The organism is Salinicola socius (genome assembly GCF_001937195.1).
GTDB lineage: Bacteria > Pseudomonadota > Gammaproteobacteria > Pseudomonadales > Halomonadaceae > Salinicola > Salinicola socius.
On record NZ_MSDO01000001.1, the window covers coordinates 105,197 to 126,457 of the forward strand.

19 protein-coding genes are annotated in these 21,261 nt (G+C 61.3%); 5 read left to right on the forward strand and 14 right to left on the reverse strand.

Annotated elements, in window-relative coordinates:
- The first annotated feature begins 11 nt into the window (after positions 1 to 11).
- From dapE to BTW07_RS00465, 3 genes are read left to right on the forward strand one after another with little or no spacing between them, the layout of a single operon-like run.
- Positions 12 to 1,193, forward strand: a complete 1,182-nt coding sequence (gene dapE, locus BTW07_RS00455; protein WP_075568181.1) for a succinyl-diaminopimelate desuccinylase — start codon at positions 12 to 14, stop codon at positions 1,191 to 1,193.
- The gene (locus tag BTW07_RS00460; RefSeq protein WP_075568182.1) at positions 1,177 to 1,569 is read left to right on the forward strand and encodes a hypothetical protein; all 393 of its coding nucleotides are present in this window, start codon (positions 1,177 to 1,179) and stop codon (positions 1,567 to 1,569) included. The genes dapE and BTW07_RS00460 overlap by 17 nt, the downstream gene beginning before the upstream one ends.
- A gap of 49 nt (positions 1,570 to 1,618) precedes the next feature.
- The gene (locus tag BTW07_RS00465; protein WP_075568183.1) at positions 1,619 to 2,557 is read left to right on the forward strand and encodes a cation diffusion facilitator family transporter; all 939 of its coding nucleotides are present in this window, start codon (positions 1,619 to 1,621) and stop codon (positions 2,555 to 2,557) included.
- A gap of 77 nt (positions 2,558 to 2,634) precedes the next feature.
- On the opposite strand, the gene BTW07_RS20250 is transcribed toward BTW07_RS00465, so the two are convergent.
- Positions 2,635 to 3,117: a cold-shock protein gene (locus tag BTW07_RS20250; protein ID WP_075568184.1), complete on the reverse strand. Its 483-nt coding sequence runs from the start codon at positions 3,115 to 3,117 to the stop codon at positions 2,635 to 2,637.
- Positions 3,118 to 3,274: 157 nt separating this feature from the next.
- On the opposite strand from BTW07_RS20250, the gene BTW07_RS00475 reads away from it, so the two are divergent.
- The gene (locus tag BTW07_RS00475) at positions 3,275 to 3,553 is read left to right on the forward strand and encodes a SlyX family protein (protein ID WP_075568185.1); all 279 of its coding nucleotides are present in this window, start codon (positions 3,275 to 3,277) and stop codon (positions 3,551 to 3,553) included.
- Positions 3,554 to 3,680: 127 nt separating this feature from the next.
- Here BTW07_RS00475 and trxB read toward each other — a convergent pair whose 3' ends face one another.
- The 3 genes from trxB to BTW07_RS00490 all read right to left on the reverse strand — a co-directional run bounded on the left by trxB (position 3,681) and on the right by BTW07_RS00490 (position 5,908).
- Entirely contained in the window at positions 3,681 to 4,634 is a 954-nt protein-coding gene (trxB, locus tag BTW07_RS00480; RefSeq protein WP_075568186.1) for a thioredoxin-disulfide reductase, read from the reverse strand.
- Positions 4,635 to 4,956: 322 nt separating this feature from the next.
- Positions 4,957 to 5,559: a peroxiredoxin gene (locus tag BTW07_RS00485; protein WP_075568187.1), complete on the reverse strand. Its 603-nt coding sequence runs from the start codon at positions 5,557 to 5,559 to the stop codon at positions 4,957 to 4,959.
- A 142-nt stretch (positions 5,560 to 5,701) separates the two neighbouring features.
- Positions 5,702 to 5,908, reverse strand: coding sequence for a zinc ribbon domain-containing protein (locus tag BTW07_RS00490; protein ID WP_075568188.1), 207 nt, complete (start codon positions 5,906 to 5,908; stop codon positions 5,702 to 5,704).
- Positions 5,909 to 6,377: 469 nt separating this feature from the next.
- Here BTW07_RS00490 and acnA point away from each other — a divergent pair, with 469 nt between their 5' ends.
- Complete coding sequence (gene acnA / locus BTW07_RS00495; protein WP_075568189.1) at positions 6,378 to 9,140, forward strand: aconitate hydratase AcnA; 2,763 nt, start codon at positions 6,378 to 6,380, stop codon at positions 9,138 to 9,140.
- A 429-nt stretch (positions 9,141 to 9,569) separates the two neighbouring features.
- On the opposite strand, the gene BTW07_RS00500 is transcribed toward acnA, so the two are convergent.
- The 10 genes from BTW07_RS00500 to BTW07_RS00545 form a co-directional block, all read right to left on the reverse strand.
- A complete protein-coding gene (locus BTW07_RS00500) occupies positions 9,570 to 11,252 on the reverse strand; it encodes an NAD-dependent malic enzyme (protein ID WP_075568190.1) in 1,683 nt (560 codons plus the stop codon).
- Positions 11,253 to 11,560: 308 nt separating this feature from the next.
- Entirely contained in the window at positions 11,561 to 12,775 is a 1,215-nt protein-coding gene (locus BTW07_RS00505; RefSeq protein WP_075568191.1) for a YeeE/YedE family protein, read from the reverse strand.
- A gap of 158 nt (positions 12,776 to 12,933) precedes the next feature.
- Entirely contained in the window at positions 12,934 to 13,947 is a 1,014-nt protein-coding gene (gene trpS, locus BTW07_RS00510; RefSeq protein ID WP_075568192.1) for a tryptophan--tRNA ligase, read from the reverse strand.
- Between the two features lie 85 nt (positions 13,948 to 14,032).
- The gene (locus tag BTW07_RS00515; protein ID WP_075568193.1) at positions 14,033 to 15,439 is read right to left on the reverse strand and encodes a Na+/H+ antiporter NhaC family protein; all 1,407 of its coding nucleotides are present in this window, start codon (positions 15,437 to 15,439) and stop codon (positions 14,033 to 14,035) included.
- An 82-nt stretch (positions 15,440 to 15,521) separates the two neighbouring features.
- Positions 15,522 to 16,757, reverse strand: coding sequence for an NAD(P)/FAD-dependent oxidoreductase (locus BTW07_RS00520; protein ID WP_158025845.1), 1,236 nt, complete (start codon positions 16,755 to 16,757; stop codon positions 15,522 to 15,524).
- A 59-nt stretch (positions 16,758 to 16,816) separates the two neighbouring features.
- Complete coding sequence (locus tag BTW07_RS00525) at positions 16,817 to 17,614, reverse strand: IclR family transcriptional regulator (RefSeq protein ID WP_075568195.1); 798 nt, start codon at positions 17,612 to 17,614, stop codon at positions 16,817 to 16,819.
- Between the two features lie 200 nt (positions 17,615 to 17,814).
- On the reverse strand, positions 17,815 to 18,933 hold the full coding sequence (gene ald, locus BTW07_RS00530; protein WP_075568196.1) for an alanine dehydrogenase: 1,119 nt from the start codon (positions 18,931 to 18,933) through the stop codon (positions 17,815 to 17,817).
- Positions 18,934 to 19,136: 203 nt separating this feature from the next.
- Complete coding sequence (locus BTW07_RS00535) at positions 19,137 to 19,571, reverse strand: acyl-CoA thioesterase (protein ID WP_075568197.1); 435 nt, start codon at positions 19,569 to 19,571, stop codon at positions 19,137 to 19,139.
- Between the two features lie 37 nt (positions 19,572 to 19,608).
- Complete coding sequence (locus BTW07_RS00540) at positions 19,609 to 19,947, reverse strand: putative signal transducing protein (RefSeq protein ID WP_075568198.1); 339 nt, start codon at positions 19,945 to 19,947, stop codon at positions 19,609 to 19,611.
- A gap of 27 nt (positions 19,948 to 19,974) precedes the next feature.
- Positions 19,975 to 21,165: a class I SAM-dependent rRNA methyltransferase gene (locus BTW07_RS00545; RefSeq protein ID WP_075568407.1), complete on the reverse strand. Its 1,191-nt coding sequence runs from the start codon at positions 21,163 to 21,165 to the stop codon at positions 19,975 to 19,977.
- Between the last annotated feature and the right edge of the window lie 96 nt (positions 21,166 to 21,261).

Genomic DNA, 21,261 nt, shown 5'->3' on the forward strand with positions numbered 1-21,261 from the left:
TGGAGAACCGCATGACCCAAGCGCCACAGCCGAATGCGCTTTCCCCCACGCAGGCATTGGCTCTCGAGTTACTGCGGCGACCGTCGGTGACCCCGGACGATCATGGCTGCCAGACGCTGATGATCGACCGGCTGGAACGGATCGGCTTTCAGGTCGAGCGAATGGCGATCGGCGGCATCGACAATTTCTGGGCCGTTCGCGGTCAGCACGGCCCGATGCTGGCCTTTGCCGGCCACACCGATGTGGTACCCAGCGGTCCGGAAAACGAGTGGGACCATCCCCCCTTCGAGCCACTCATCGATGAGGCAGGCTTTCTTTGCGGTCGCGGGGCCGCCGACATGAAAGGCAGCCTGGCGTCGATGGTCACAGCGGTCGAGCGCTTCGTCGCTGCCTATCCGGATCATCATGGCAGGATCGCCTTTCTGATCACCGCCGATGAGGAAGGCCCGGCGATCAATGGCACCCGGGCCGTGGTCGAACGGCTGCGCGAACGTCACGAGCCGCTGGACTACTGCATCGTCGGGGAACCCTCCTCCACCAGTCACCTCGGCGACGTGATCAAGAACGGACGTCGCGGATCGCTGGGCGGCGTGCTTCGCGTACGAGGCATTCAGGGTCACGTGGCCTATCCGCATCTGGTACGCAATCCGATTCATCAGACGCTCCCCGTGCTGTCCGAGCTGGTCAACGAGCCCTGGGACGCCGGAAACGACTTCTTTCCGGCAACCACCTTCCAGATCTCCAATCTTCATGCGGGAACCGGCGCCACCAATGTCGTTCCCGGCGAGCTGGAAGTGACGTTCAATTTCCGCTACTCGAGCGAAGTCACGCAGACCCAGCTGCGTGAACGCGTCGAACAGAAGCTAGCCGCTCACGGCCTCGATTATCATGTCGACTGGACGCTCAACGGCGAGCCCTTTCTCACCGCGACGGGGGATCTGCTCGAGGCGACCCGCGATGCCTGCGAGGCGATCACCGGTCATCGCCCGACGCTGTCGACCTCCGGCGGCACATCGGACGGCCGCTTCATTGCTACACTGGGCACACAGGTGATCGAGTTGGGTCCCGTCAATGCCACTATCCACCAGGTCAACGAACGCATCCGTGCCGAAGACCTCGATACCCTGAGCCGCATCTACGAGGCGACACTCGAGCGGCTGTTCGCCAGAGGAACCCATGGAGCGTTTTCCTGATATCGAAATCTATCTCGCCGTGGCCGACGTCGAAGCCATCACCCGGTGGCTGCGCGAGGCACTGGTCGATAACGACATGACGCTCGGTCGCGCCGGAAAGGGAATCTGGCGCGGCAGGGCAGCCTGTGACGGACGCAGTATCGGCATCATGCTCGTCGAACGGGCCGCCGACGGCTATGCCAGCCTGTGGTTCGACTGCGACGCCACGCCGTGGCCCAGAGATACCGACTGCGCGCGCGATGCCTCGCGGGCGCTGGGCTGCGAGGCGCGCTGTTCGCTCGGCGGCTGGCAACCCGGCGACGAACCCGATCGTTTCTGGCAGGTCCTGCCGGACGGTCATGAAAACACCATCGAGTGGCCAGACTCAGGCCGCTGATCACGCCATCGCCGCCGGGATGCGGCCAATCTGACAGGGAGTCGTTCACATGGCGGAATCCAAGCCAGTCATCTATGCCGCCATGGGCGGCAATTTGCTCATCGCGATCACGAAATTCGTCGCGGCAGCCATCACCGGCAGCTCGGCGATGCTCTCCGAGGGCATCCACTCGGTGGTGGATACCGGCAATCAGATTCTGCTGCTGCTGGGCATGAAGCGCGCCAAGCGCCCACCAAGCCCTCAGTTCCCTTTCGGTCACGGCAAGGAAGTCTATTTCTGGAGCTTCGTGGTTGCGCTGCTGATCTTTGCGATCGGTTCCGGCGTCTCTCTCTACGAAGGGGTGATACACATTCTGCACCCCGAGCCGATCACATCACCGATGGTCAACTACATCGTGCTGGGTCTGGGCATTCTGTTCGAGGGCGCATCATGGGCCTTCGCTCTCAACGAGTTTCGCAAGACCAAGGGCAAGTGGGGCTACGTGGAGGCTGTACACCGCGGCAAGGACCCCTCCATGTTCGTGGTGATTTTCGAGGACTCCGCCGCGCTGCTCGGTCTGATGGTCGCGCTCGCCGGTGTGGCACTGTCGCAATGGACTGGCATCCTGCTGTTCGACGGCATCGCTTCGGTGATCATCGGCCTGATCCTCGGGGGCACGGCGATCTGGCTGGCCAAGGAGACCAAGAGTTTGCTGATCGGCGAAAGCGCCAACCAGCACGTGGTCGACAGCATTCGCGAGCTCGCGGGGGAAGCCGATGGGGTGGAGGGCGTCAACGAGGTGCTGACCATGCACATGGGGCCCAACTTCATCCTGGTCAATCTCAGCGTCCGCTTCACCCGCGATGCTACTGCAGAGCGTATCGAACGCGCGATCGCCAAGCTCGATCGGGAGATCAAGCAGGCTAACGACAGCGTCAAGCGGGTGTTCGTCGAAGCCGAAGCTCGCGCCGGAGTCGACGATACACCGGTACCGCTCGGCGCCAGCTGAAACCAGCCCGCCATGGCGCAAAAAAATACCCCTCGAAGGCGAGCCTTCGAGGGGTAGCGAGCGTATGGCGATCGGTCTCAGGTGATGACGGTCACGTCATCCGCCTGCAAGCCACGCTCGTTTTCGATCACGTGATAACGCACTTTCTGCCCCTCGGCGAGGGTGCGATGACCCTTGCCGCGAAGCGCGCGGAAATGCACGAACACGTCTTCGCCATCGGCGCGGGTGATGAAACCGTAGCCTTTGTTGACGTTGAACCATTTGACCTCGCCCAGCTCGCGATCGTCATTCTCCACGTCGGCGAGCATGGCGGCGGTAACCGCCCTGGGCGAAGCGGGAGATAGCAACGCCATGGCCAGCGTGCCCAACCACAGCACGATGAAGACGGCGATCACCGTCGCGCCATACATGGCGGAAACGCCCTCCACGTTCAGAAACCAGGTCAGGTCGGTGGCTAACATGCTGCTGATCAGCGTGATCAAAAGACCAATCAGCAATGGCGAGGGTATCGAGAGGAGTAGACTGATCAGCGTACAACGCAGAATTACCTTGCTATTCATGGATTCTCATATCTCTAGACGTCGGAACAAGGAAAACGCCTCACCATCGATTCCCGGGCGAGAGCGGTTTTCATACCTAATATCACTAACTTATCTCTACTATTCGACTTTCAACAACGATTACGTTCACTAATGCGTTCACTAAAAGGTGCCGTGAATGAAAGATGACACACACCCTCGGAAGTCTAACACGGTAGCGCCCCCCTCGCGCATGGACCTGGAGGCGCGTCTCGACGCACTCGAGAGCCGTGTGGCGTTCCAGGACGACTGGCTGGAAACCCTCGATCGGTTGATCACAGAACAGGCCGGCGAGCTCGAGCGGCTGACGCGCGTCAATACACTGATGCGAGAACGGCTCAGCGAGCAGCGCCAGGCGATCGACGAACTGGGCGGGGAGATGCCACGACCGGAAGACGAGCTGCCACCCCATTACTGATTTTCGAGGACAATCCCCTGGCGAGGGTTTTGGTGACGATTCTGAAGCTTGTCCGGAACAATGAAGCCCAGCGGCTGCCGGGCTTCGTGAAGGTTCGGAATGGCTCGCTACCGCCAGCCGACGACTGTCAGTCGATACCGTCCAGAAATCGCTCCGCGTCCAACGCCGCCATGCAGCCGCTGCCGGCAGAGGTGATGGCTTGACGATAGACGTGATCCATGACGTCGCCCGCGGCAAACACACCGGGCACACTGGTCGCCGTGGCATTGCCTTCCAGCCCGGATTGAACACGGATGTAGCCGTTGGCCATGTCGAGCTGGCCTTCGAAGATCCCGGTATTCGGGGTGTGACCAATGGCGATGAATACGCCCATGGCGTCGAGCTGCCGGGTTTCGCCGGTCAGCGTGGAGCGCAGCCGAGCACCGGTGACACCGCTACCGTCACCCAACACCTCATCGAGCGTGTGATTCCACTCCATCGCCATATTGCCGTTCTCGACTTTCTCGCGCAGTCGATCCTGCAGGATCTTTTCACCACGGAGACTGTCGCGACGGTGAACCAGGGTGACCTTCGAAGCGATATTGGAAAGGTAGAGCGCCTCTTCCATCGCCGTGTTGCCGCCACCGACCACGATGACGTGTTGATTGCGATAGAAGAAACCATCGCAGGTGGCACAGGCGGAAACGCCCTGGCCCATGAACTGCTGCTCGGATGGCAATCCCAGATAACGCGCGCTGGCCCCGGTGGCGATGATCAAGGCGTCGCAAGTATAGGTACCGTTATCCCCCTTGAGAGTGAACGGCTTTTCGCGAAGCTCGACCTCGTTGATGTGATCGAACAGCACTTCGGTCTGAAAACGCTCGGCATGCTTGCGCATACGCTCCATCAGCTCGGGACCCTGAACGCCTTCGTCGTCGCCAGGCCAGTTGTCGACGTCGGTGGTCGTGGTCAACTGACCGCCGGCCTGCATCCCCGTTATCAGCAGCGGTTTGAGATTCGCCCGCGCAGCGTAGACGGCGGCCGTATAGCCCGCCGGTCCGGAGCCCAGGATGATCAAACGTTCGTGGCGCGCGTCGCTCATGACTACCTCGATTCAGATCAACGATTCGGTTGGTATGTATCGTTACTCAACGTCCTGTGGCATATCCCGAATCCGAGTCATGCCACAGGGCACTGCGATCGGCAGGCATGATACCAGAAACGGCAGAGGCGGCCCGATGGGCCGCCTCCAACATCATGCCGCTCAGGAAATATCGAATAAATTGACGAGCAGGTTGCAGCGCAAGACGCATGGAGCGCGGGAACCGGAGCCTAGGGGTATAGGTGAGGATTCGACCGGGCTGGCGCTCCAGCGCCACGCAACGCAGCGATTCGCCTGCACAGACATTTATGCAGTGTTTCCCTTACAGGTTGCCGGCGTAGGTGCCCAGGTACTTGGCAACGCCTTCGGCGGTGTCCTTCATACCTTCCTGGCCTTCTTCCCAGCCTGCCGGGCAGACTTCGCCGTGAGTCTGGTGATACTTGAGCGCCTTGACCATGCGCAGCATCTCGTCGACGTTACGACCCAGCGGCAGGTTGTTGACGGTCTGATGCTGAACGATACCGTCTTCGTCGATCAGGAAAGAGGCGCGCAGCGCAACGCCGGCTTCCGGGTGCTCGATGCCGTACGCCTGGCAGATCTCGTGCTTGACGTCGGCAACGACCGGGAACCCGACTTCACCGATACCACCGGCGTCCGGAGAGGTCTTGCGCCAGGCGTGATGGGTGTACTGGGAATCGATGGAAGCACCGATCACCTCGACCCCGAGTTCCTTGAACTGCGCCAGACGGTTGTCGTGCGCGATGATCTCGGACGGGCAGACGAAGGTGAAATCCAGCGGCCAGAAGAACAACACCCGCAGCTTGCCGTTGCTGTCCGAAAAACGGTAGTTGTCGTTGATGGAACCGTCGGGCATCACGGCGGCTGTTTCGAAATCCGGGGCCTGGCGGCCTACGAGTACACTCATGAGCATCTCCTGTATGGATTATGGTGAGGTGAAAAATTTAGAGCGGTTAGACTAATGGCTAACCGCTCGGACGCCAATTTGATTGCCGCAATAAACCATATAGTCATTGGCTATCGAGACTTTGCGGTATCCCTATTGCACGTCATACGACGTCGTCGTCGCTGGCGAGGGTTACCGCCGCCAGCTCCCCCGCTGGCGTAGCTTCGACCACGACATGAATCGGCTGGCAACAGACGGCGCAGTCTTCCCAGGTGTCATAGCCGCCGGCGCTCAGATCGAGCAGCATTGAAAATGGGGCATCGCAGTAGGGGCAGTGAACCGGCCACTCGATGATCGCTTCCTGAGACAAGGGCAACCTCCAGAGATGCAGGTGGCGTCTGCGGCGCGTTATGCGGGCCGCTCTGCAGAGTATGTCGCCAAGGGCTATGCTTCACACGAACCACGCTCGACGCTCGACGCGACTACCGAATTACGTGGGAACTGGTGGCGAAGACAGGCGCTTTCAAGGTCGCACCGGACGATAGTCGAGAAGCATCCGATTGAAAATGCGTGTTATTGTGCCCATGATTATTGTCGACAACCTGATCCGTCCGACAGACACGCGCAGCGATGCCTGCTGGATCGTCGGATGGCACCGAACGATTTCGCACCAAGAGGCGAAGCGGAGCAGCAGGACCCAGACAACAGAGCGGTGCACCGACACCCCATCGACAGGCGATTGACAGCTATCTGCGCTGCGGAATCGCCGCAAAGGAACCTGACAGGCTTGCTGGCGCCATCTCTCGAGGCCAGCCGCCGCCATGAGGAGGATCACCCTGATGTCTACAGACCCGAGTCATACGCTAGCGACGCTCGACGTCAAAGGCACGACCTTTCACTACTACAGCCTGCCCAAGGCGGCCGAGACCCTCGGCAACATCGACAAGTTGCCGATGACGCTCAAGGTGCTGCTGGAAAATCAGCTGCGCTACGCCGACGACCCTACCGTCGCGGAAGACGATATCCAGGCGCTGGCCGACTGGCTCAAGGAAGGCAAGTCGACTCGCGAGATCGGCTACCGCCCCGCCCGCGTTCTGATGCAGGACTTCACCGGTGTGCCCGGTGTGGTCGATCTGGCCGCCATGCGTGACGCGGTCAAGAAGCTGGGGGCCAAGGCGGATCGCATCAATCCTCTATCCCCGGTGGATCTGGTCATCGACCACTCGGTGATGGTCGATCATTTCGGCGACGCGTCCGCGTTCAAGGACAACGTCGCGATGGAGATGGAACGTAACCTCGAGCGCTACGAATTCCTGCGCTGGGGCCAGGACGCCTTCGACAACTTCCGCGTCGTTCCGCCGGGTACCGGCATCTGCCACCAGGTCAACCTCGAGTATCTCGGCAAGACGGTGTGGACCAAGGAGGTCGACGGCAAGACCTACGCCTTCCCGGACACCCTGGTCGGCACCGATTCCCACACCACCATGATCAACGGCCTGGGGATTCTTGGCTGGGGCGTGGGCGGCATCGAAGCCGAGGCGGCCATGCTCGGCCAGCCGGTGTCGATGCTGATTCCGGAAGTGGTCGGCTTCAAGCTGACCGGCAAGCTCAACGAGGGCATCACCGCCACCGATCTGGTGCTGACCGTCACCCAGATGCTGCGCAAGAAAGGCGTCGTGGGCAAGTTCGTCGAATTCTACGGCGACGGCCTCGATGATCTGCCGTTGGCCGACCGCGCCACCATCGCCAACATGGCACCGGAATACGGCGCCACCTGCGGTTTCTTCCCGGTCGACGAGGAGACACTCAACTACCTGCGCCTGACCGGTCGCGAAGAAGAGCAGATCGAACTGGTCAAGGCCTACACCCAGGCGCAGGGCCTGTGGCGTCAGCCGGGTGCCGAGCCGACCTTCACCGATGCCCTCGAACTCGACATGGGCAAGGTCGAGGCTTCCCTGGCCGGTCCCAAGCGTCCCCAGGACCGCGTCGCCCTGACCGACCTGAAGTCCACTTTCGAAGGCCTGATGAACGGCGACAAGCCGGATGCCTCCGCCGAAGAGCAGGGCAAGTGGATGTCCGAAGGTGGCGATACCGCGGTCGGCGCTCCGCCTGCCGACGGCGAAAGCTATCGGACCGGTAGCGATTACCGTACCGGCGACAGCCAGGAAGTGGAGTACGACGGCGAGACGTTCTCGCTCAACCACGGCGCCGTGGTGATCGCCGCCATCACCTCCTGCACCAACACCTCCAACCCCAGCGTGATGATGGCTGCCGGCCTGCTGGCGCGGAAGGCGCACGAGAAAGGACTGACCACCAAGCCTTGGGTCAAGACCTCGCTGGCACCTGGTTCCAAGGTCGTCACCGACTATCTGGCCGCTGGCGGTGTGCAGGACGATCTCGACGCGCTGGGTTTCAACCTGGTCGGTTACGGTTGCACGACCTGCATCGGCAACTCCGGCCCGCTGCCCGAACCGATCGAGAAAGCCGTCAACGACGGCGATCTGACCGTCGCCTCGGTGCTTTCCGGTAACCGCAACTTCGAAGGCCGCGTCCACCCGCTGGTCAAGACCAACTGGCTGGCGTCGCCGCCCCTGGTCGTCGCCTATGCCCTGGCCGGCAACGTGCGCAAGGATTTGACCAAGGAGCCGCTGGGCAAGGATCAACAGGGTAACGACGTTTACCTGAAGGATATCTGGCCATCCCAGGCCGAGATCGCCGAGGCGGTCGAGAAGGTCAAGACCGAGATGTATCGCAAGGAGTACGCCGAAGTCTTCGATGGTGACGAGATCTGGCAGTCGATCGAGTTCCCGGAGAGCGAGGTCTACGCTTGGTCCAAGGATTCGACCTATATCCAGCATCCGCCGTTCTTCGAGGGCATGGAAAAAGAGCCGAAGCCGGTCGAGGACGTCAAGAATGCCCGCGTGCTGGCCAAACTTGGCGACTCCGTCACCACCGACCATATCTCGCCGGCCGGATCGATCAAGCCGGATAGCCCCGCAGGCAAGTATCTGCAGGAGCACGGCGTGGCGGTGAAGGATTTCAACTCCTACGGCTCGCGTCGCGGCAACCACGAAGTGATGATGCGCGGCACCTTCGCCAACGTGCGTATCCGCAACGAGATGCTCGACGATGTGGAAGGCGGATACACGCGTCACGTGCCTAGCGGCGAACAGATGTCGATCTACGACGCGGCGATGAAGTATGCCGAAGACGACACGCCGCTGGTGGTCATCGCCGGCAAGGAGTACGGCACCGGCTCCTCCCGCGACTGGGCGGCCAAGGGTACCCGCCTGCTGGGCGTGCGTGCGGTGATTACCGAATCCTACGAGCGTATCCACCGCTCCAACCTGATCGGCATGGGCGTACTGCCGCTGCAGTTCCCGGAAGGCGAAAGCCGCGAAACGCTGGGTTTGACCGGCGACGAGACCATCTCCATCGAAGGTCTGGCGGATCTCGCCCCGGGCAGCACGGTCAAGGTGACCATCGCGGGCGACAAGGGCGAGAAGAAAATCGACGCGCTCTGCCGCATCGATACCGTCAACGAACTGGAGTACTACCGCCACGGCGGCATCCTCCACTACGTGCTACGCAGCATGTTGTAGGCGCAATCGCGTCGCTTGAATGGCAGTCAACGAAGCCCCACCGATCGGTGGGGTTTTTTGTGGGTCCCCGCCAACCGGACGAGGCAACTCATTTCATGTCCTCGTACTTGCCACTGATCTGGCATCAACCTACCTTCTGCTCATGGTCGTGTGGGGCAAGCCCCTCACACTCCCCTTTTTGACGCCGCACAATAGCGAAACCCTGAACGCAGTCACGCTGAATTCGGATCCGCGCAAAAGGGCATCCTGCCCAACGCGCCTTTCGCGACATCCATGTCGCAAACCCCGATTCATCGCTCCCACGTTCAGCGCTATTGCAAAGGCGTCGAAGGCTGCCACTTTTCGCGTGCGGGGAAAAACCCCCATCAACGAACAAGCCCCGCTCTAGGGCGGGGCTTGTTCGAAACTCGTAGCACGTAACTCGCGCGATCAGATCGAGCGTCGACGATACTGGCGATAACGCGGATACCAGAAGTGGCCGTGGATCGCATCCCACAGCACCTCGTCGCTGGAGGAGAGCGCGACACCATCCTGTTGGGCCTGCTTGCCGACAGCGAAGGCGATCGCCTGGCTGATCTCGCGGATGTCGCCCAGCGCCGGTAGCAATGCGCCTTCGCCGGTCTTGACGATCGGGGCGCTGTCGGCAAGCGCGTTGGACGCCGCCATCAGCATGTTGTCGGTGACACGCGTCGCGTTGGCGGCAATCACGCCGAGACCGATGCCCGGGAAGATATAGGAGTTGTTGCACTGCGCGATGGGGATCTTGCGACCGTTGATCTCCACCGGCGGGAACGGGCTGCCGGTGGCGACCATCGCCTGACCATTGGTCCATTCCAGCACGTCCTGCGGCACCGCCTCGACCTTGGACGTCGGGTTGGAGAGCGGCATCACCAGCGGGTTCTCGCAGTTGGCGTTGAGCGTCTTGATCACCTCTTCGGTGAACAGCCCTCGCTGACCGGAAACACCGATCAGAATCGTCGGCTTGGCGTTACGGATCACATCGATCAGCAGGCGAACGTCGCTGTCGAAATCCAGCGCTGCGGGATTATGGGCGAGGCGCTGCTGGAAGCTGTGAAGCCCGTCCATGTCGGTGGTCAGCAGGCCGTCCTTGTCGACCATGAAGACCCGCTGGCGCGCTTCGGCTTCCGACAGCCCCTCGCGGGTCATCGCGATCACGATCTGCTCGGCGATACCGCAACCGGCGGAACCGGCCCCCGCGAAGGTGATCGTCTGCTCGCTGAGCTTGACGTTCTTGGCCTTGCACGAGGCTAGCAGTGTGGCGACTACCACCGAGGCCGTGCCCTGGATATCGTCGTTGAAGCAGCACAGCTCATCGCGATAGCGCTCCAGCAGCGGCATGGCGTTGGTCAGCGCGAAGTCCTCGAACTGCAACAGCACATTCGGCCAGCGAGCCTTCAGCGCTTCCATGAACAGGGTGATGAACTCGGCGTACTCGTCCGGCGAGACGCGCTTGTGCCGCCAGCCCATGTACATCGGATCATCGAGCAGCTTCTGATTGTTGGTACCCACGTCCAGCGTGATCGGCAGTGTGTACGCCGGGCTGATACCGCCGCAGGCGGTATAGAGCGAAAGCTTGCCGATCGGAATGCCCATGCCACCGATACCCTGATCGCCCAGGCCGAGGATACGCTCGCCGTCGGTCACCACGATCACCCGGACCTTGTCCTTGGTGGCGCTGCGCAGGATATCTTCCATGTGATGGCGGTCGGGATAGGAGATGAAAAGACCGCGATGATTGCGATAGATATTGGAGAACTCTTCGCACGCCTCACCCACCGTCGGGGTATAGATGATCGGCAGCATCTCTTCGAGATGTTCTTCCAACAGGCGGAAGAACAGCGTCTCGTTGTCGTCCTGAATCGCCCGCAGGTAGATGTGCTTGTCGAGGTTGTTCTGACACAGGGTGTACTGGTGATAGGCGCGTTCGAGCTGCTCTTCGATGCTCTCGACGTTCTGCGGCAGCAGGCCCACCAGGTTGAACTCGACCCGTTCCTCGCTGGTGAAGGCGCTGCCCTTGTTGAGCAACGGCGTCTCCAGCAACGAAGGTCCAGCGTAGGGGATATAAAGCGGGCGCTTGGCGTGATCGGACATGAATCGACTCTCGCGGTAACCAACGAATGAAACGCGCCTGTCGCACGGGCGAACTCACCGATCGTTGGTGCAGGCCCGATGGCGCATTGTCGTTATCGCCCGTACGGCTGCCACGCAACCGAACGAACGCCCCTACCGCCAGTGGCTGGCCGAGGGCCGACCAGTATGCCATCTGCCGCGGACAATGGCATGTCCGCCAGAAAAACCCGGACCGGAGCGGTACCGGCCAGAAGACCGCGAGTCCGAAAACTATCGACCCACGAAATAGCCCCGCCTTGGCGGGGCTATCGTGATCGCCATCGAGACGTTCAGCAGCTGGCGGCAACCGGTCTGGCCGGCCCGGGGAAGAACAGCGGCCGCAGCTTGACGCCGAACATGTTACCGGCGAAGGCCGCCACCAACCACAGCCAGCCATGCAGACTGCCGGAGGCGATGCCGCTGAAGTAGGCGCCGATATTGCAGCCGAACGCCAGGCGGGCGCCGTAGCCGAGGAACAGTCCGCCGATCACCGCTGCTGACACCGAACGCCACGGAATACGAAAGCTCGGGGCGAACCGACCGGCCAGCGACGCCGCCAGGCCGGCGCCCAGAATGATCCCGACATTCATGACGGTCGTGATGTCGCTGAAGACGTTGGCCGTCAGCGCCCGGGCATTGCCCGGCGTCTGCCAGTAACCCCAGCCGGTAACGTCACCGCCCAGCGCCTGGAAGGTCTTGGCGCCCCACAGCGCGAACGCCGACGTGATTCCCCATGGGCGCCCGGCCAGCGATAGTGTCAGGAAGTTGAGCAGCGCCAGGCCGATCGCTCCGGCCAGGATCGGCCACGGTCCGGTCAGCCAGCGGCCCGGCCCCGGAGAAACCGATGAAGTCTGTTCCAACTGGCCGTGACGCCGCTTCTCCATGGCAACGGTCAGCCCAGCGATCGCCGCGAACAGCACCAGACTGGCGACGATGCCGCCGCCGGTGCCGAAGAGATCGATCATCGAGGTCGGCTGGAAGGCCGGCAGACTCTGCCACCAGGTGAAATGTGCCGTACCGATCACCGAACCGACGATGAAGAACAAAAGCGTGATCAGCATGCGGGCATTACCGCCACCCACGGTGAACAGCGTTCCCGAAGCACAGCCACCGCCCAGTTGCATACCCACTCCAAACAGGAAAGCGCCGACGATCACGGAAACGCCGATGGGCGATACGAAACCCTGCACCGGATGGCCGAACAGCGTCCCGGCCCCGAGCGCCGGAAAGAACAGCACCACGGCAAGTGCCAGCATCACCATCTGCGCGCGCAGGCCGCGACCGCGACGCTCGGTGATGAAGACTCGCCACGCCGACGTGAAACCGAAGGATGCATGATAGAGCACGATGCCCAGCGCGCCGCCGACCAGCATCAGCCAGCCCTGATTGCCGCCGAACGCCACACCCACAGCCAACGAACCCAGCACCAGCAGGGCCGCCGCGATCCATGCTTTCGGCGAAAGCCGGCCAATCCCTGGTGGCGACGTGCGTGCCAGAGTCGTCATAAGCGGAGCCCCTTTTAGACTAAAATCGAATGGCCGATACTTTAGTCTTTTACTCAGGAATACGAAAACGACAAAAAATGCTGTTAATAGAACGGAATATTATATGAAGGTGCACAAAAAAACCGGCCCAGGGGCCGGCCTTTTACGGGAGCGTACGCTTACTGGAAGCGTCCCAACCCGACCGCGACACGCAACTTCTCCATCAGCGTGTTGGCCTCGGCGCGCGCGCGCTCGGCACCCTTGACCAGCACCTGCTCGATATAGGCGGGGTCGCTCATCAGTGCCTCATAGCGTTCCCGCGGCTCGCGTAGATGGGCATTCAAGTATTCGAACACCTCGTTCTTGGCATCCCCCCAACCGATCCCTTGCTGATAGCGCTGGCGCATGTCCGCGCTCTCCTCCACCGTCGCGAAGGCGGAATAGATCTGGAACAGCGTGCAGGTGTCCGGATCCTTGGGCTCGCCGGGCTCCAGCGAATTGGTCTTGATCTTGCGTACCAGCTTGAGCAGTTTCTTCTCGCTGACGAATAGCGGAATCGTGTTGTCGTAGCTCTTCGACATCTTGCGACCATCCAACCCGCGCAACACTTCGACCTTCTCGTCGACAATGGCCTCGGGCAGCGTGAAGTAGTCACCCTTGTAGATATGATTGAACCGCCCCGCCATATCGCGCGCCATCTCGATATGCTGGATCTGGTCGCGACCCACCGGCACCTTGTGCGCGTTGAACATCAGAATATCGGCCGCCATCAGCACCGGATAGCCGAACAGGCCCATGGTGATACCGCGATCGGCATCGCTCTGACCATCGGCCTCGTTATCGGCAACCGCCGCCTTGTAGGCATGGGAGCGATTCATCAACCCCTTGGCGCAGACGCAGGAGAGCAACCACGCGAGTTCCGGAATCTCGTGGATGTCCGACTGGCGATAGAAGATGGCGTTGTCGGTATCCAGCCCCAGCGCGAGCCAGGTGGCGGCGATCTCGAGACGCGACTGCTGCACCCGTTGCGGATCCTGCGCCTTGATCAGCGCATGCAGATCAGCGAGAAAGTAGTAGGACTGAACGTCGGGATTCTGGCTCTCGGCGATGGCCGGCTTGATCGCGCCGACATAGTTGCCCAGATGCGGCGTACCCGTGGTGGTAATGCCGGTAAGAACGCGTCGCTTGCTCATGAACTCTTCGAATCGATAGGGGAAAGTGACAGTGCGGGCAGTTTACCCTGCCACTCTCCCCGTGGCGAACACTCGCAATGAGTGCCTACAGGCCATAGCCGATCAGTAGATAGACAATCAAAGATACGGCCGCAACCGCAAGAGCAAAGGGTATCTGCGTGCGCACATGATCCATGTGATCACAAGCGGAGCCGGTGGAAGCCAGCACCGTGGTATCGGACAGTGGCGAGCAGTGATCACCAAAAACGCCACCGCCTGCGACGGCCGCGATCGTCGCATAGACAAGAGGCGTCAGCGTATCGCCAGTGAGCACGAATGCCACCGGCACCGAAATCGGCATCATGATTGCGAAGGTGCCCCAAGATGATCCGGTTGCGAAGGCGATCAATGCAGCGAATAAAAAGGTTATGGCAGGAAGCAGCGTCGGTGACAGCCAGTCGCGGCTCAAATGCACGATATAGTCCGCCGTTCCCATGTCCTTCGAGAGCTGATTCAGCGAATAGGCCAGTGCCAGAATGAGAATTGCCGGCATCACCCCTTTCATGCCCGCCGTGGCGGTCTTCATGATGTCATTGAGCGGAATTCCCTGAAATCGCATGATCACGCCCAGCACGATCGCCGCGGCCAGAAAGGCTTCCATGGTCTTCGCCGACCCCATGAATGCGAAGGTGCCCACGGCGACACTGATCACGATCAATACCGGCAGCACGAAATTAAGGAAGAGACTGGTCTTGATGTCTTCGAATGGCTGAAGGTCGGTCAACTCCTCGCCCAATAATGGATCCGCGCCGTCTCGGAAGACCTTGCCTTCCTGCTGCGCCCGAGCCTCGGCGCGCTTCATGGGACCGAAAAGCGGCACGATCCCCACGATCACCAACCCAACCATCAATACCGACATCCAGGCATAGACGTTGAACGGCACCGCGTAAATGAAGGCCTGCATGGCATCGCCTGCCGTCTCGATGGGCCCCATGCCGATGAGCAGTCCGGAAATGAACACCGCCCATCCGGTAATCGGTACCAGAACGCTAACCGGCGCCGAGGTGGAATCAGCGATATAAGCCAGCTTCTCCCGCGAGACGCGATAACGATCAGTCAGCCCGCGAAGCGTGGAACCGACGAACAGCGGACTGAAGTAGTCGCTAAAGAAAACGAACATGCCCATGAACCAACCCACCAGCTGTACACGGACGCGTGACAGCGCTTTGGCTTCGACCCAAAGGGTAAAATTGCGAATCGCCCCGGTTCGCTGAAAGAAAGCGATAACGGTACCGATGAAGAGTTCGAGCAGAAGGATCCAAGAAAAATCCGTGGTGCCAAGCGAGGTCTTCAACAGGTTGGGGAAACCAAACAGCCCCTTCCCCATGATCGATACGCCCACGACACAGGCGACAGCTAGCGAGAAAATCGTGTTGCGCGTAGAGAAAGCCAAGACAATGGCGAGACAGGCAGGCAGTAACGACAGTATTCCATAGTGCGTCTGCGGGTCCATGGTGACTCCTTGAATTGTTGTTTATGGGTCTCGATGACTCGTTGGTGGTACTAAGGCCTAGGCCAGGGGCGGGACGAACGTATCAGGCCTCATCTCGCCCCTTGTGCTGTTCGATGTTGCGAATGGTATTGAAGGCGAGCTTGCGGATGGGCTCGGGCGGCATCCAGCTTGGCTTACCGAAAAGGCCGGGAACATCGACTGTCGGCAGTTTCAGAGCCAGGCGCGCCAAGGCATCGCCCAACAAGGTGCCCTTGACGATGCCCCCGCCGTTGCAGCCCGCAGAGACGAATATGCCATCCTCCAGCTCCCCCCAAAGCGGGGCACCGTTATAAGTCAGACCGGTGGTTCCACCCCAGACCCGCTCGAACTCGATATCAGCCAGCTCCGGATAGCGCGCCACCAGGCTTGCCTTGAGATCGGCGGCCACGGTCGCGTTGTCCCGCTCTCGCTCGTAGCTGTACTGGGCACGGATCATCAGCCGGCCATCCCGGGTGGTGCGTAACGTGCAGCCCAGACGATGTGTTGGCAACAGCCCCCAAGGTGCGGCTCCGATCGCAGCCGTCAAAGCGGGATCGAGGCGCGCGGTCAGCGCGGCGTAGGTATAGATAGCGGCGAGACGCGACCGGTCAGCGCCCAGGGAACGCGAGAACGCGTTATTGGCCAACACCACTTGGCGCGTACGAATCGAGCCATTCGGCGTCGTGATTCTCCATGCGTCGGCGTCTCGCTGAATCGCCAACGCCGGACTCTGCTCCCGACAGTCGATCGCTTCTGGTAACGCGTCGACCAGCCCCCTGATCAGCGCGGCCGGCTGAACGAGATAGCAATCGGGAGAGTAGAGCCCTTCGGCGTAGTAGCGGGTCCCTAACGCAGTGGCGAGCTGCTCGCGCTCCAGTCGCTCGTAAGACAGTCCCGCCGCATCCAGAAAATCTCGATATTGGGCCAGCGCACGGCGCCCCTCCCCCCCCCGGGCGGCTCGATAAGTGCCGGTGCGCTGCAGCTGACATTCGATAGCGTGATCGTCGACCTGCGCCTTGAGCTTCGCCATCGCCCGACGGCTCAGCGCATTGAGCGTCGACATTCGCGCCAGTTGACCCGAAGAGGCATCATTGGCTAGGGCGATCTCCAGCATGAAACCGGAGTTACGCCCAGGGCTACCCTCACCGACTCTTTCGGCCTCAAGCATCACGATGCGGCGATCCGGCGCCAGAGCGTGATAGGTCTGCGCCACGGCGACGCCGGTGTAGCCCGCACCCACGATCGCCAGGTCGGCGACCTGCTCACCCTGGAGCTCAGCCCGCGGCGTTGCGGGAGGCAACAGCGCCTGCCATCCACATGGGCGAAGATGAGATGGTTGAACCGTTTTCGACATAGTCATCATTCCGCCTGCAACAGACCGTGGGCTTCCGACATCAGGCTATCGGCCTGTTCCGCCATCATCGCCAGCACGTCCCGTCGATGGTCCACCGTCATCCGTGACTTGAGCATCGAGCAGCTAAAGGCGCCGAGGCAGCGCCCGCTATGGTCGAGAATGGGGATCGCCAGGCCCGTAAACTCCGGCAGGCTCGAACCCTCGACACCCCGGGCGTAACCCTCTCGATGGAAACGCGAGATTTCCTCCTCGACGGCTTCGACGCTGATCTCGTAGCGATCTTGTAGCAGATCGCGATTGGCGGTCAGGATCCATTCGCGCTCACGTGATTCGAGCGAGGCCAGTAGCGCGACCGATGCCTGCCCCACACCCAGCAGTACGCGGCCGCCGATCGAGGCGACGAAACTGCCGACCGGGTAGGCACCGTTCTGAACTTCGAGGCAGACCGCGTAGCGGCCATCGTGCGCAAACAGATAGAAGCTGTCGCCGAGACGCTGCGCCATCGTTAGTAGTCGGGGACGGGACAGATCGCGCAGACTGCCGCCGTTGCCTGCCTCGGCACCGAGTACCAGCAGCTCGTAGCCCAGCAGGTAGCGATGACGCAACGGAGAGGGCCGCAAAAACCCTTCTTCTCGCAGCCCCTTGAGCAGCCGATAGATAGTCGGCCGGCTCAACTCAGTGGCATCAAGATAATCGTCTATACCGGCGCCTCGGGCGCCGCACGCTGCGGTCACCCGCAGCAGTGCCATCACATGGCGCAGGGTGGAGGGAGTCTGGGAGGATTCACGTGAAGCTGACGACATGTTGACGGCTCGAGACAGGGTCTTTCCCGAGCATACCGAGACGCCTGACCAAGTTCGTCTCACATAGCGAGATTCTTACCAACTGCATTTCATGCAAGGCTGCACAAACACAGTCTGAAACCGAAAGCGGCACCGACAGTGTCGGCGCCGCTGACTTATCGATTTCGTCTATTGGCACCCGCCTCGGGAGGTGTTCGATCTCAGCCCTTCAGAATCTGCTCGGTTGAAACCACTTCCATACCGAACGCTTCGCCGACGGCGGCGTAGGTCACCTGGCCGGCGTGGACGTTGAGACCGCCGCGAAAATGAACATCGTCGGCCAGCGCCTGCTTCCAGCCCTTGTCGGCGAGGGCGATCACGAACGGTAGCGTCGCGTTGGTCAGCGCCTGGGTCGAGGTCCGGGCAACGGCACCGGGCATGTTGGCAACGCAGTAATGCACGATACCATCGACGATATAGCTGGGTTCGGCGTGGGTGGTCGGCTTGCTGGTCTCGAAGCAGCCGCCCTGGTCGATCGCCACGTCGACCAGCACGCTGCCCGGCTTCATCTCGGCGAGCATCGCGCGGCTGATCAGCTTGGGCGCGGCGGCGCCGGGCACCAGTATTGCCCCGATGATCATGTCCGACTCGCGCACGGCCGTTTCCAGCATCTCGGTGGTCGAATAGACCGTGCGGATCTGGCCCTGGTAGCGATGATCGAGCACCTCAAGGCGCTGCAATGACTTGTCGAGAATGGTCACCTCGGCACCCAGCCCCAGCGCCATACGTGCAGCGTTCTCGCCGACCACGCCGCCGCCGATCACCGTGACCTTGGCCGGTGCCACGCCCGGTACGCCCGGCAGCAGAATGCCGGCACCGCCCTGAGCCTTTTCCAGACTGTGCGCGCCGGCCTGTACCGCCATGCGACCCGCGACGCGACTCATGGGTGCCAGCAGCGGCAAACCGCCCTGCGCATCGGTAATGGTTTCGTAGGCGATGCAGGTCGCTCCGCTATCGACCAGCCCCCGCGTGAGACGCTCTTCGGCGGCCAGATGCAGGTAGGTGAACAGCGTCTGCTGCGGGCGCAGACGAGCGACTTCTTCTGCCTGCGGCTCCTTGACCTTGAGGATCAGGTCAGTGGTGGCCCACAGCGCATCGACATCGCTCAGTACCTCGGCGCCGGCCTCGCGATAAGCCTCGTCCGGATAGCCGCAACCGACGCCTGCCTCCGCCTGGATCGAGACGCGGTGGCCTCGTCCCACCAGTTCACGCACGCCGCCCGGTGTCAGGGCGACGCGATACTCATGGTTCTTGATTTCCTTGGGGACGCCGATATGCATGGTGGTTTCCTCGATCGCTGGTTGTCATTGAAGGATCGAGCGAATTACAGCACACCAGCAATAAAGGCGGGACAATGTCCGAGAAAACACGAACAAGACCTGAATTTTAGGATTTACGTGAAGAAAAATTCTGATTTAACGTGATATACAGGATTATTTTCCAGGCAAGTGCGACAGCACTCCCCGCTTAGGGCTACGACACGCTAGCGGGATGCCACCGCATTACCGTAAACCTCGACGAACCGAGGCGGCATGCGTTTTGGCCGCCCGCTGGAGAGCTCGATGCAGGCGAAACGTGTCTGCGCCCGAAGCAGCGTGCGCGAGGTTTCGACATTGCACAGCTGGAACCGACGCTCCAGCGTCAGGCGGCCGTCGCAGACGACGATCCAGGTGGCAAGCTGAAGCGGCTCGCCTTCGAAGGCGGGCGCCAGATAATCGAGCTCGTGGCGATGGACGACCATGCCACGATCGAGCGCGCGGTAGTCCTCCAGACTCAAACCGAGATGCCGGGAATGCGTCCAGCTGGCGCGCTCGACCCAGCGCAGGTATTCGGCGTTGTTGACGTGCCCGTAGTGATCGATGCTCGAAGCTTCGACCTGAATGTCGATCACGAAAGGGCTGGGCAGATCCCACGTCATATCGGCCTCCTGAGCAGCGTCGTTCAACAACGTAAAGTCAGATCGATGCGAATTCTGCCGGACGCTCACGACCACACTGCCAGCAGCGATCGAAAACGCCCTCGAGTTGCTCCGCGCAGCCCGGGCAGCGCCAGCCGGGCGCGACCACGGCGGGCCCATCGAGCGCTTCCCGAACCAGCTCGCTGGCCGGCGCTTCGATCTCGGCATCGACCCAGACTTCCGCCTCGCATTGATCCGGGGGCAGCTCCCCCGCCCCGCCGGCCAGGGTCAGATTACGCAACGTGACCGACAAGCCAGCGTTCTCGATCACGTTACGAACATGACTGACCAACAAGACATTGGGATGACGAAAAACGCAAACCTGAACGGCGGCCATGTCAGCGGTACCGCTCCATCGTGCCGATCAATTGTGGAAGACCCGCACGCCGAGCGCTTTCAGATAGGCCGTTTCCGGAATGGCCGGATGGATCGGGTGATCGCCGGATTGGCCGCCTCGATAGAGAATCTGGCCATGGCGATCCTGGTGACGAACCGCACCGCGCACGCACTCGACCAGCCGCTCTTCATAGAGATGCATGGAACAGGAGGCCGACATCAACAGGCCATCGCGGCTCAGCAGGCGCATCGCCTCGCGGTTGAGACGCGCGTAGGCGCGTTCGCCATTGGCAAGATCCTTGCGCTTCTTGATGAACGCCGGCGGATCGAGTATCACCACATCGAAACGCTCACCCTCGGCACGCAGCGCCGTCATGGCTTCGAAGACGTCGCCATGGCCGACAGCGACCTGCTCGTGAACGCCGTTGAGTGCGGCATTCTCGGCCACCCGATCGAGTGCCACCTCGGAGGCATCGACGCACAGTACTTCACTGGCGCCGTGTGCCGCCGCCTGTACGCCCCAACCACCCACGTAGCTGAACAGATCCAGTACGCGTTTGCCGGCGACCAGACCATTGAGCCAGGCGCGATTGGCGCGGTGGTCGTAGAACCAGCCCGTCTTCTGACCATCCAGCACCGGGGCCACGAATCGCACGCCGTTCTCTTCCAGCAGCACCTCGTCCGGCAGCTCACCGTGAACCACTGCGACTTCGGACTCGAGTTTTTCCAGACGACGGCCGCTGGAATCGTTCTTGAACACGATCGCCCGGGGCGACAGCACCTTGTCCAATGCCGAGATCACCTCGTCGCGCACCATCTCCATGCCGAGCGTATTGAGCTGAACCACGAGCACGTCATCGAACCGATCGATGATCAGTCCTGGCAGCAGGTCACCCTCGCCATGAATCAACCGGTAGAACGGCTTGGCGAATAGGCGGTTGCGCAGTGCCAGCGCCTGATTGAAACGATGCACCAGCAGCGAACGGTCCAGCCGGACAGCGGCATCGCGTGACACGACACGGGCACAGATCAGCGAGTTCGGATTGACGTAAGCGACGCCCAGCGCCTTGCCGTTGGCGGCTTCGATGATCACCTGCGCGCCCGGCTCGAGCCCCTTGAGCGGTGTCGCCTGGATATCGATCTCGTTGGAGTAGAGCCACAGGTGGCCCGCCTTCAGACGCCGATCGGCGTTCTTCTTGAGACGCAGGGTCTGGGTCACGGTTGACTCCATGTGCAGGGCTCCATCGGCAGGGGACATCGGGAAAAAGAAGTTGGAAAAAACGTTTCGAACGGGCATCGGTAAACAGCAATCCTG

What these genes read in the sequence shown, in the direction of transcription:
- dapE (WP_075568181.1), top strand. Translation starts at nt 12, where the DNA reads ATGACCCAAGCGCCACAGCCGAATGCGCTTTCCCCCACGCAGGCATTG.
- BTW07_RS00460 (WP_075568182.1), top strand. Translation starts at nt 1,177, where the DNA reads ATGGAGCGTTTTCCTGATATCGAAATCTATCTCGCCGTGGCCGACGTC.
- BTW07_RS00465 (WP_075568183.1), top strand. Translation starts at nt 1,619, where the DNA reads ATGGCGGAATCCAAGCCAGTCATCTATGCCGCCATGGGCGGCAATTTG.
- BTW07_RS20250 (WP_075568184.1), bottom strand. Translation starts at nt 3,117, where the DNA reads ATGAATAGCAAGGTAATTCTGCGTTGTACGCTGATCAGTCTACTCCTC.
- BTW07_RS00475 (WP_075568185.1), top strand. Translation starts at nt 3,275, where the DNA reads ATGAAAGATGACACACACCCTCGGAAGTCTAACACGGTAGCGCCCCCC.
- trxB (WP_075568186.1), bottom strand. Translation starts at nt 4,634, where the DNA reads ATGAGCGACGCGCGCCACGAACGTTTGATCATCCTGGGCTCCGGACCG.
- BTW07_RS00485 (WP_075568187.1), bottom strand. Translation starts at nt 5,559, where the DNA reads ATGAGTGTACTCGTAGGCCGCCAGGCCCCGGATTTCGAAACAGCCGCC.
- acnA (WP_075568189.1), top strand. Translation starts at nt 6,378, where the DNA reads ATGTCTACAGACCCGAGTCATACGCTAGCGACGCTCGACGTCAAAGGC.
- BTW07_RS00500 (WP_075568190.1), bottom strand. Translation starts at nt 11,252, where the DNA reads ATGTCCGATCACGCCAAGCGCCCGCTTTATATCCCCTACGCTGGACCT.
- BTW07_RS00505 (WP_075568191.1), bottom strand. Translation starts at nt 12,775, where the DNA reads ATGACGACTCTGGCACGCACGTCGCCACCAGGGATTGGCCGGCTTTCG.
- trpS (WP_075568192.1), bottom strand. Translation starts at nt 13,947, where the DNA reads ATGAGCAAGCGACGCGTTCTTACCGGCATTACCACCACGGGTACGCCG.
- BTW07_RS00515 (WP_075568193.1), bottom strand. Translation starts at nt 15,439, where the DNA reads ATGGACCCGCAGACGCACTATGGAATACTGTCGTTACTGCCTGCCTGT.
- BTW07_RS00525 (WP_075568195.1), bottom strand. Translation starts at nt 17,614, where the DNA reads ATGTCGTCAGCTTCACGTGAATCCTCCCAGACTCCCTCCACCCTGCGC.
- ald (WP_075568196.1), bottom strand. Translation starts at nt 18,933, where the DNA reads ATGCATATCGGCGTCCCCAAGGAAATCAAGAACCATGAGTATCGCGTC.
- BTW07_RS00535 (WP_075568197.1), bottom strand. Translation starts at nt 19,571, where the DNA reads ATGACGTGGGATCTGCCCAGCCCTTTCGTGATCGACATTCAGGTCGAA.
- BTW07_RS00540 (WP_075568198.1), bottom strand. Translation starts at nt 19,947, where the DNA reads ATGGCCGCCGTTCAGGTTTGCGTTTTTCGTCATCCCAATGTCTTGTTG.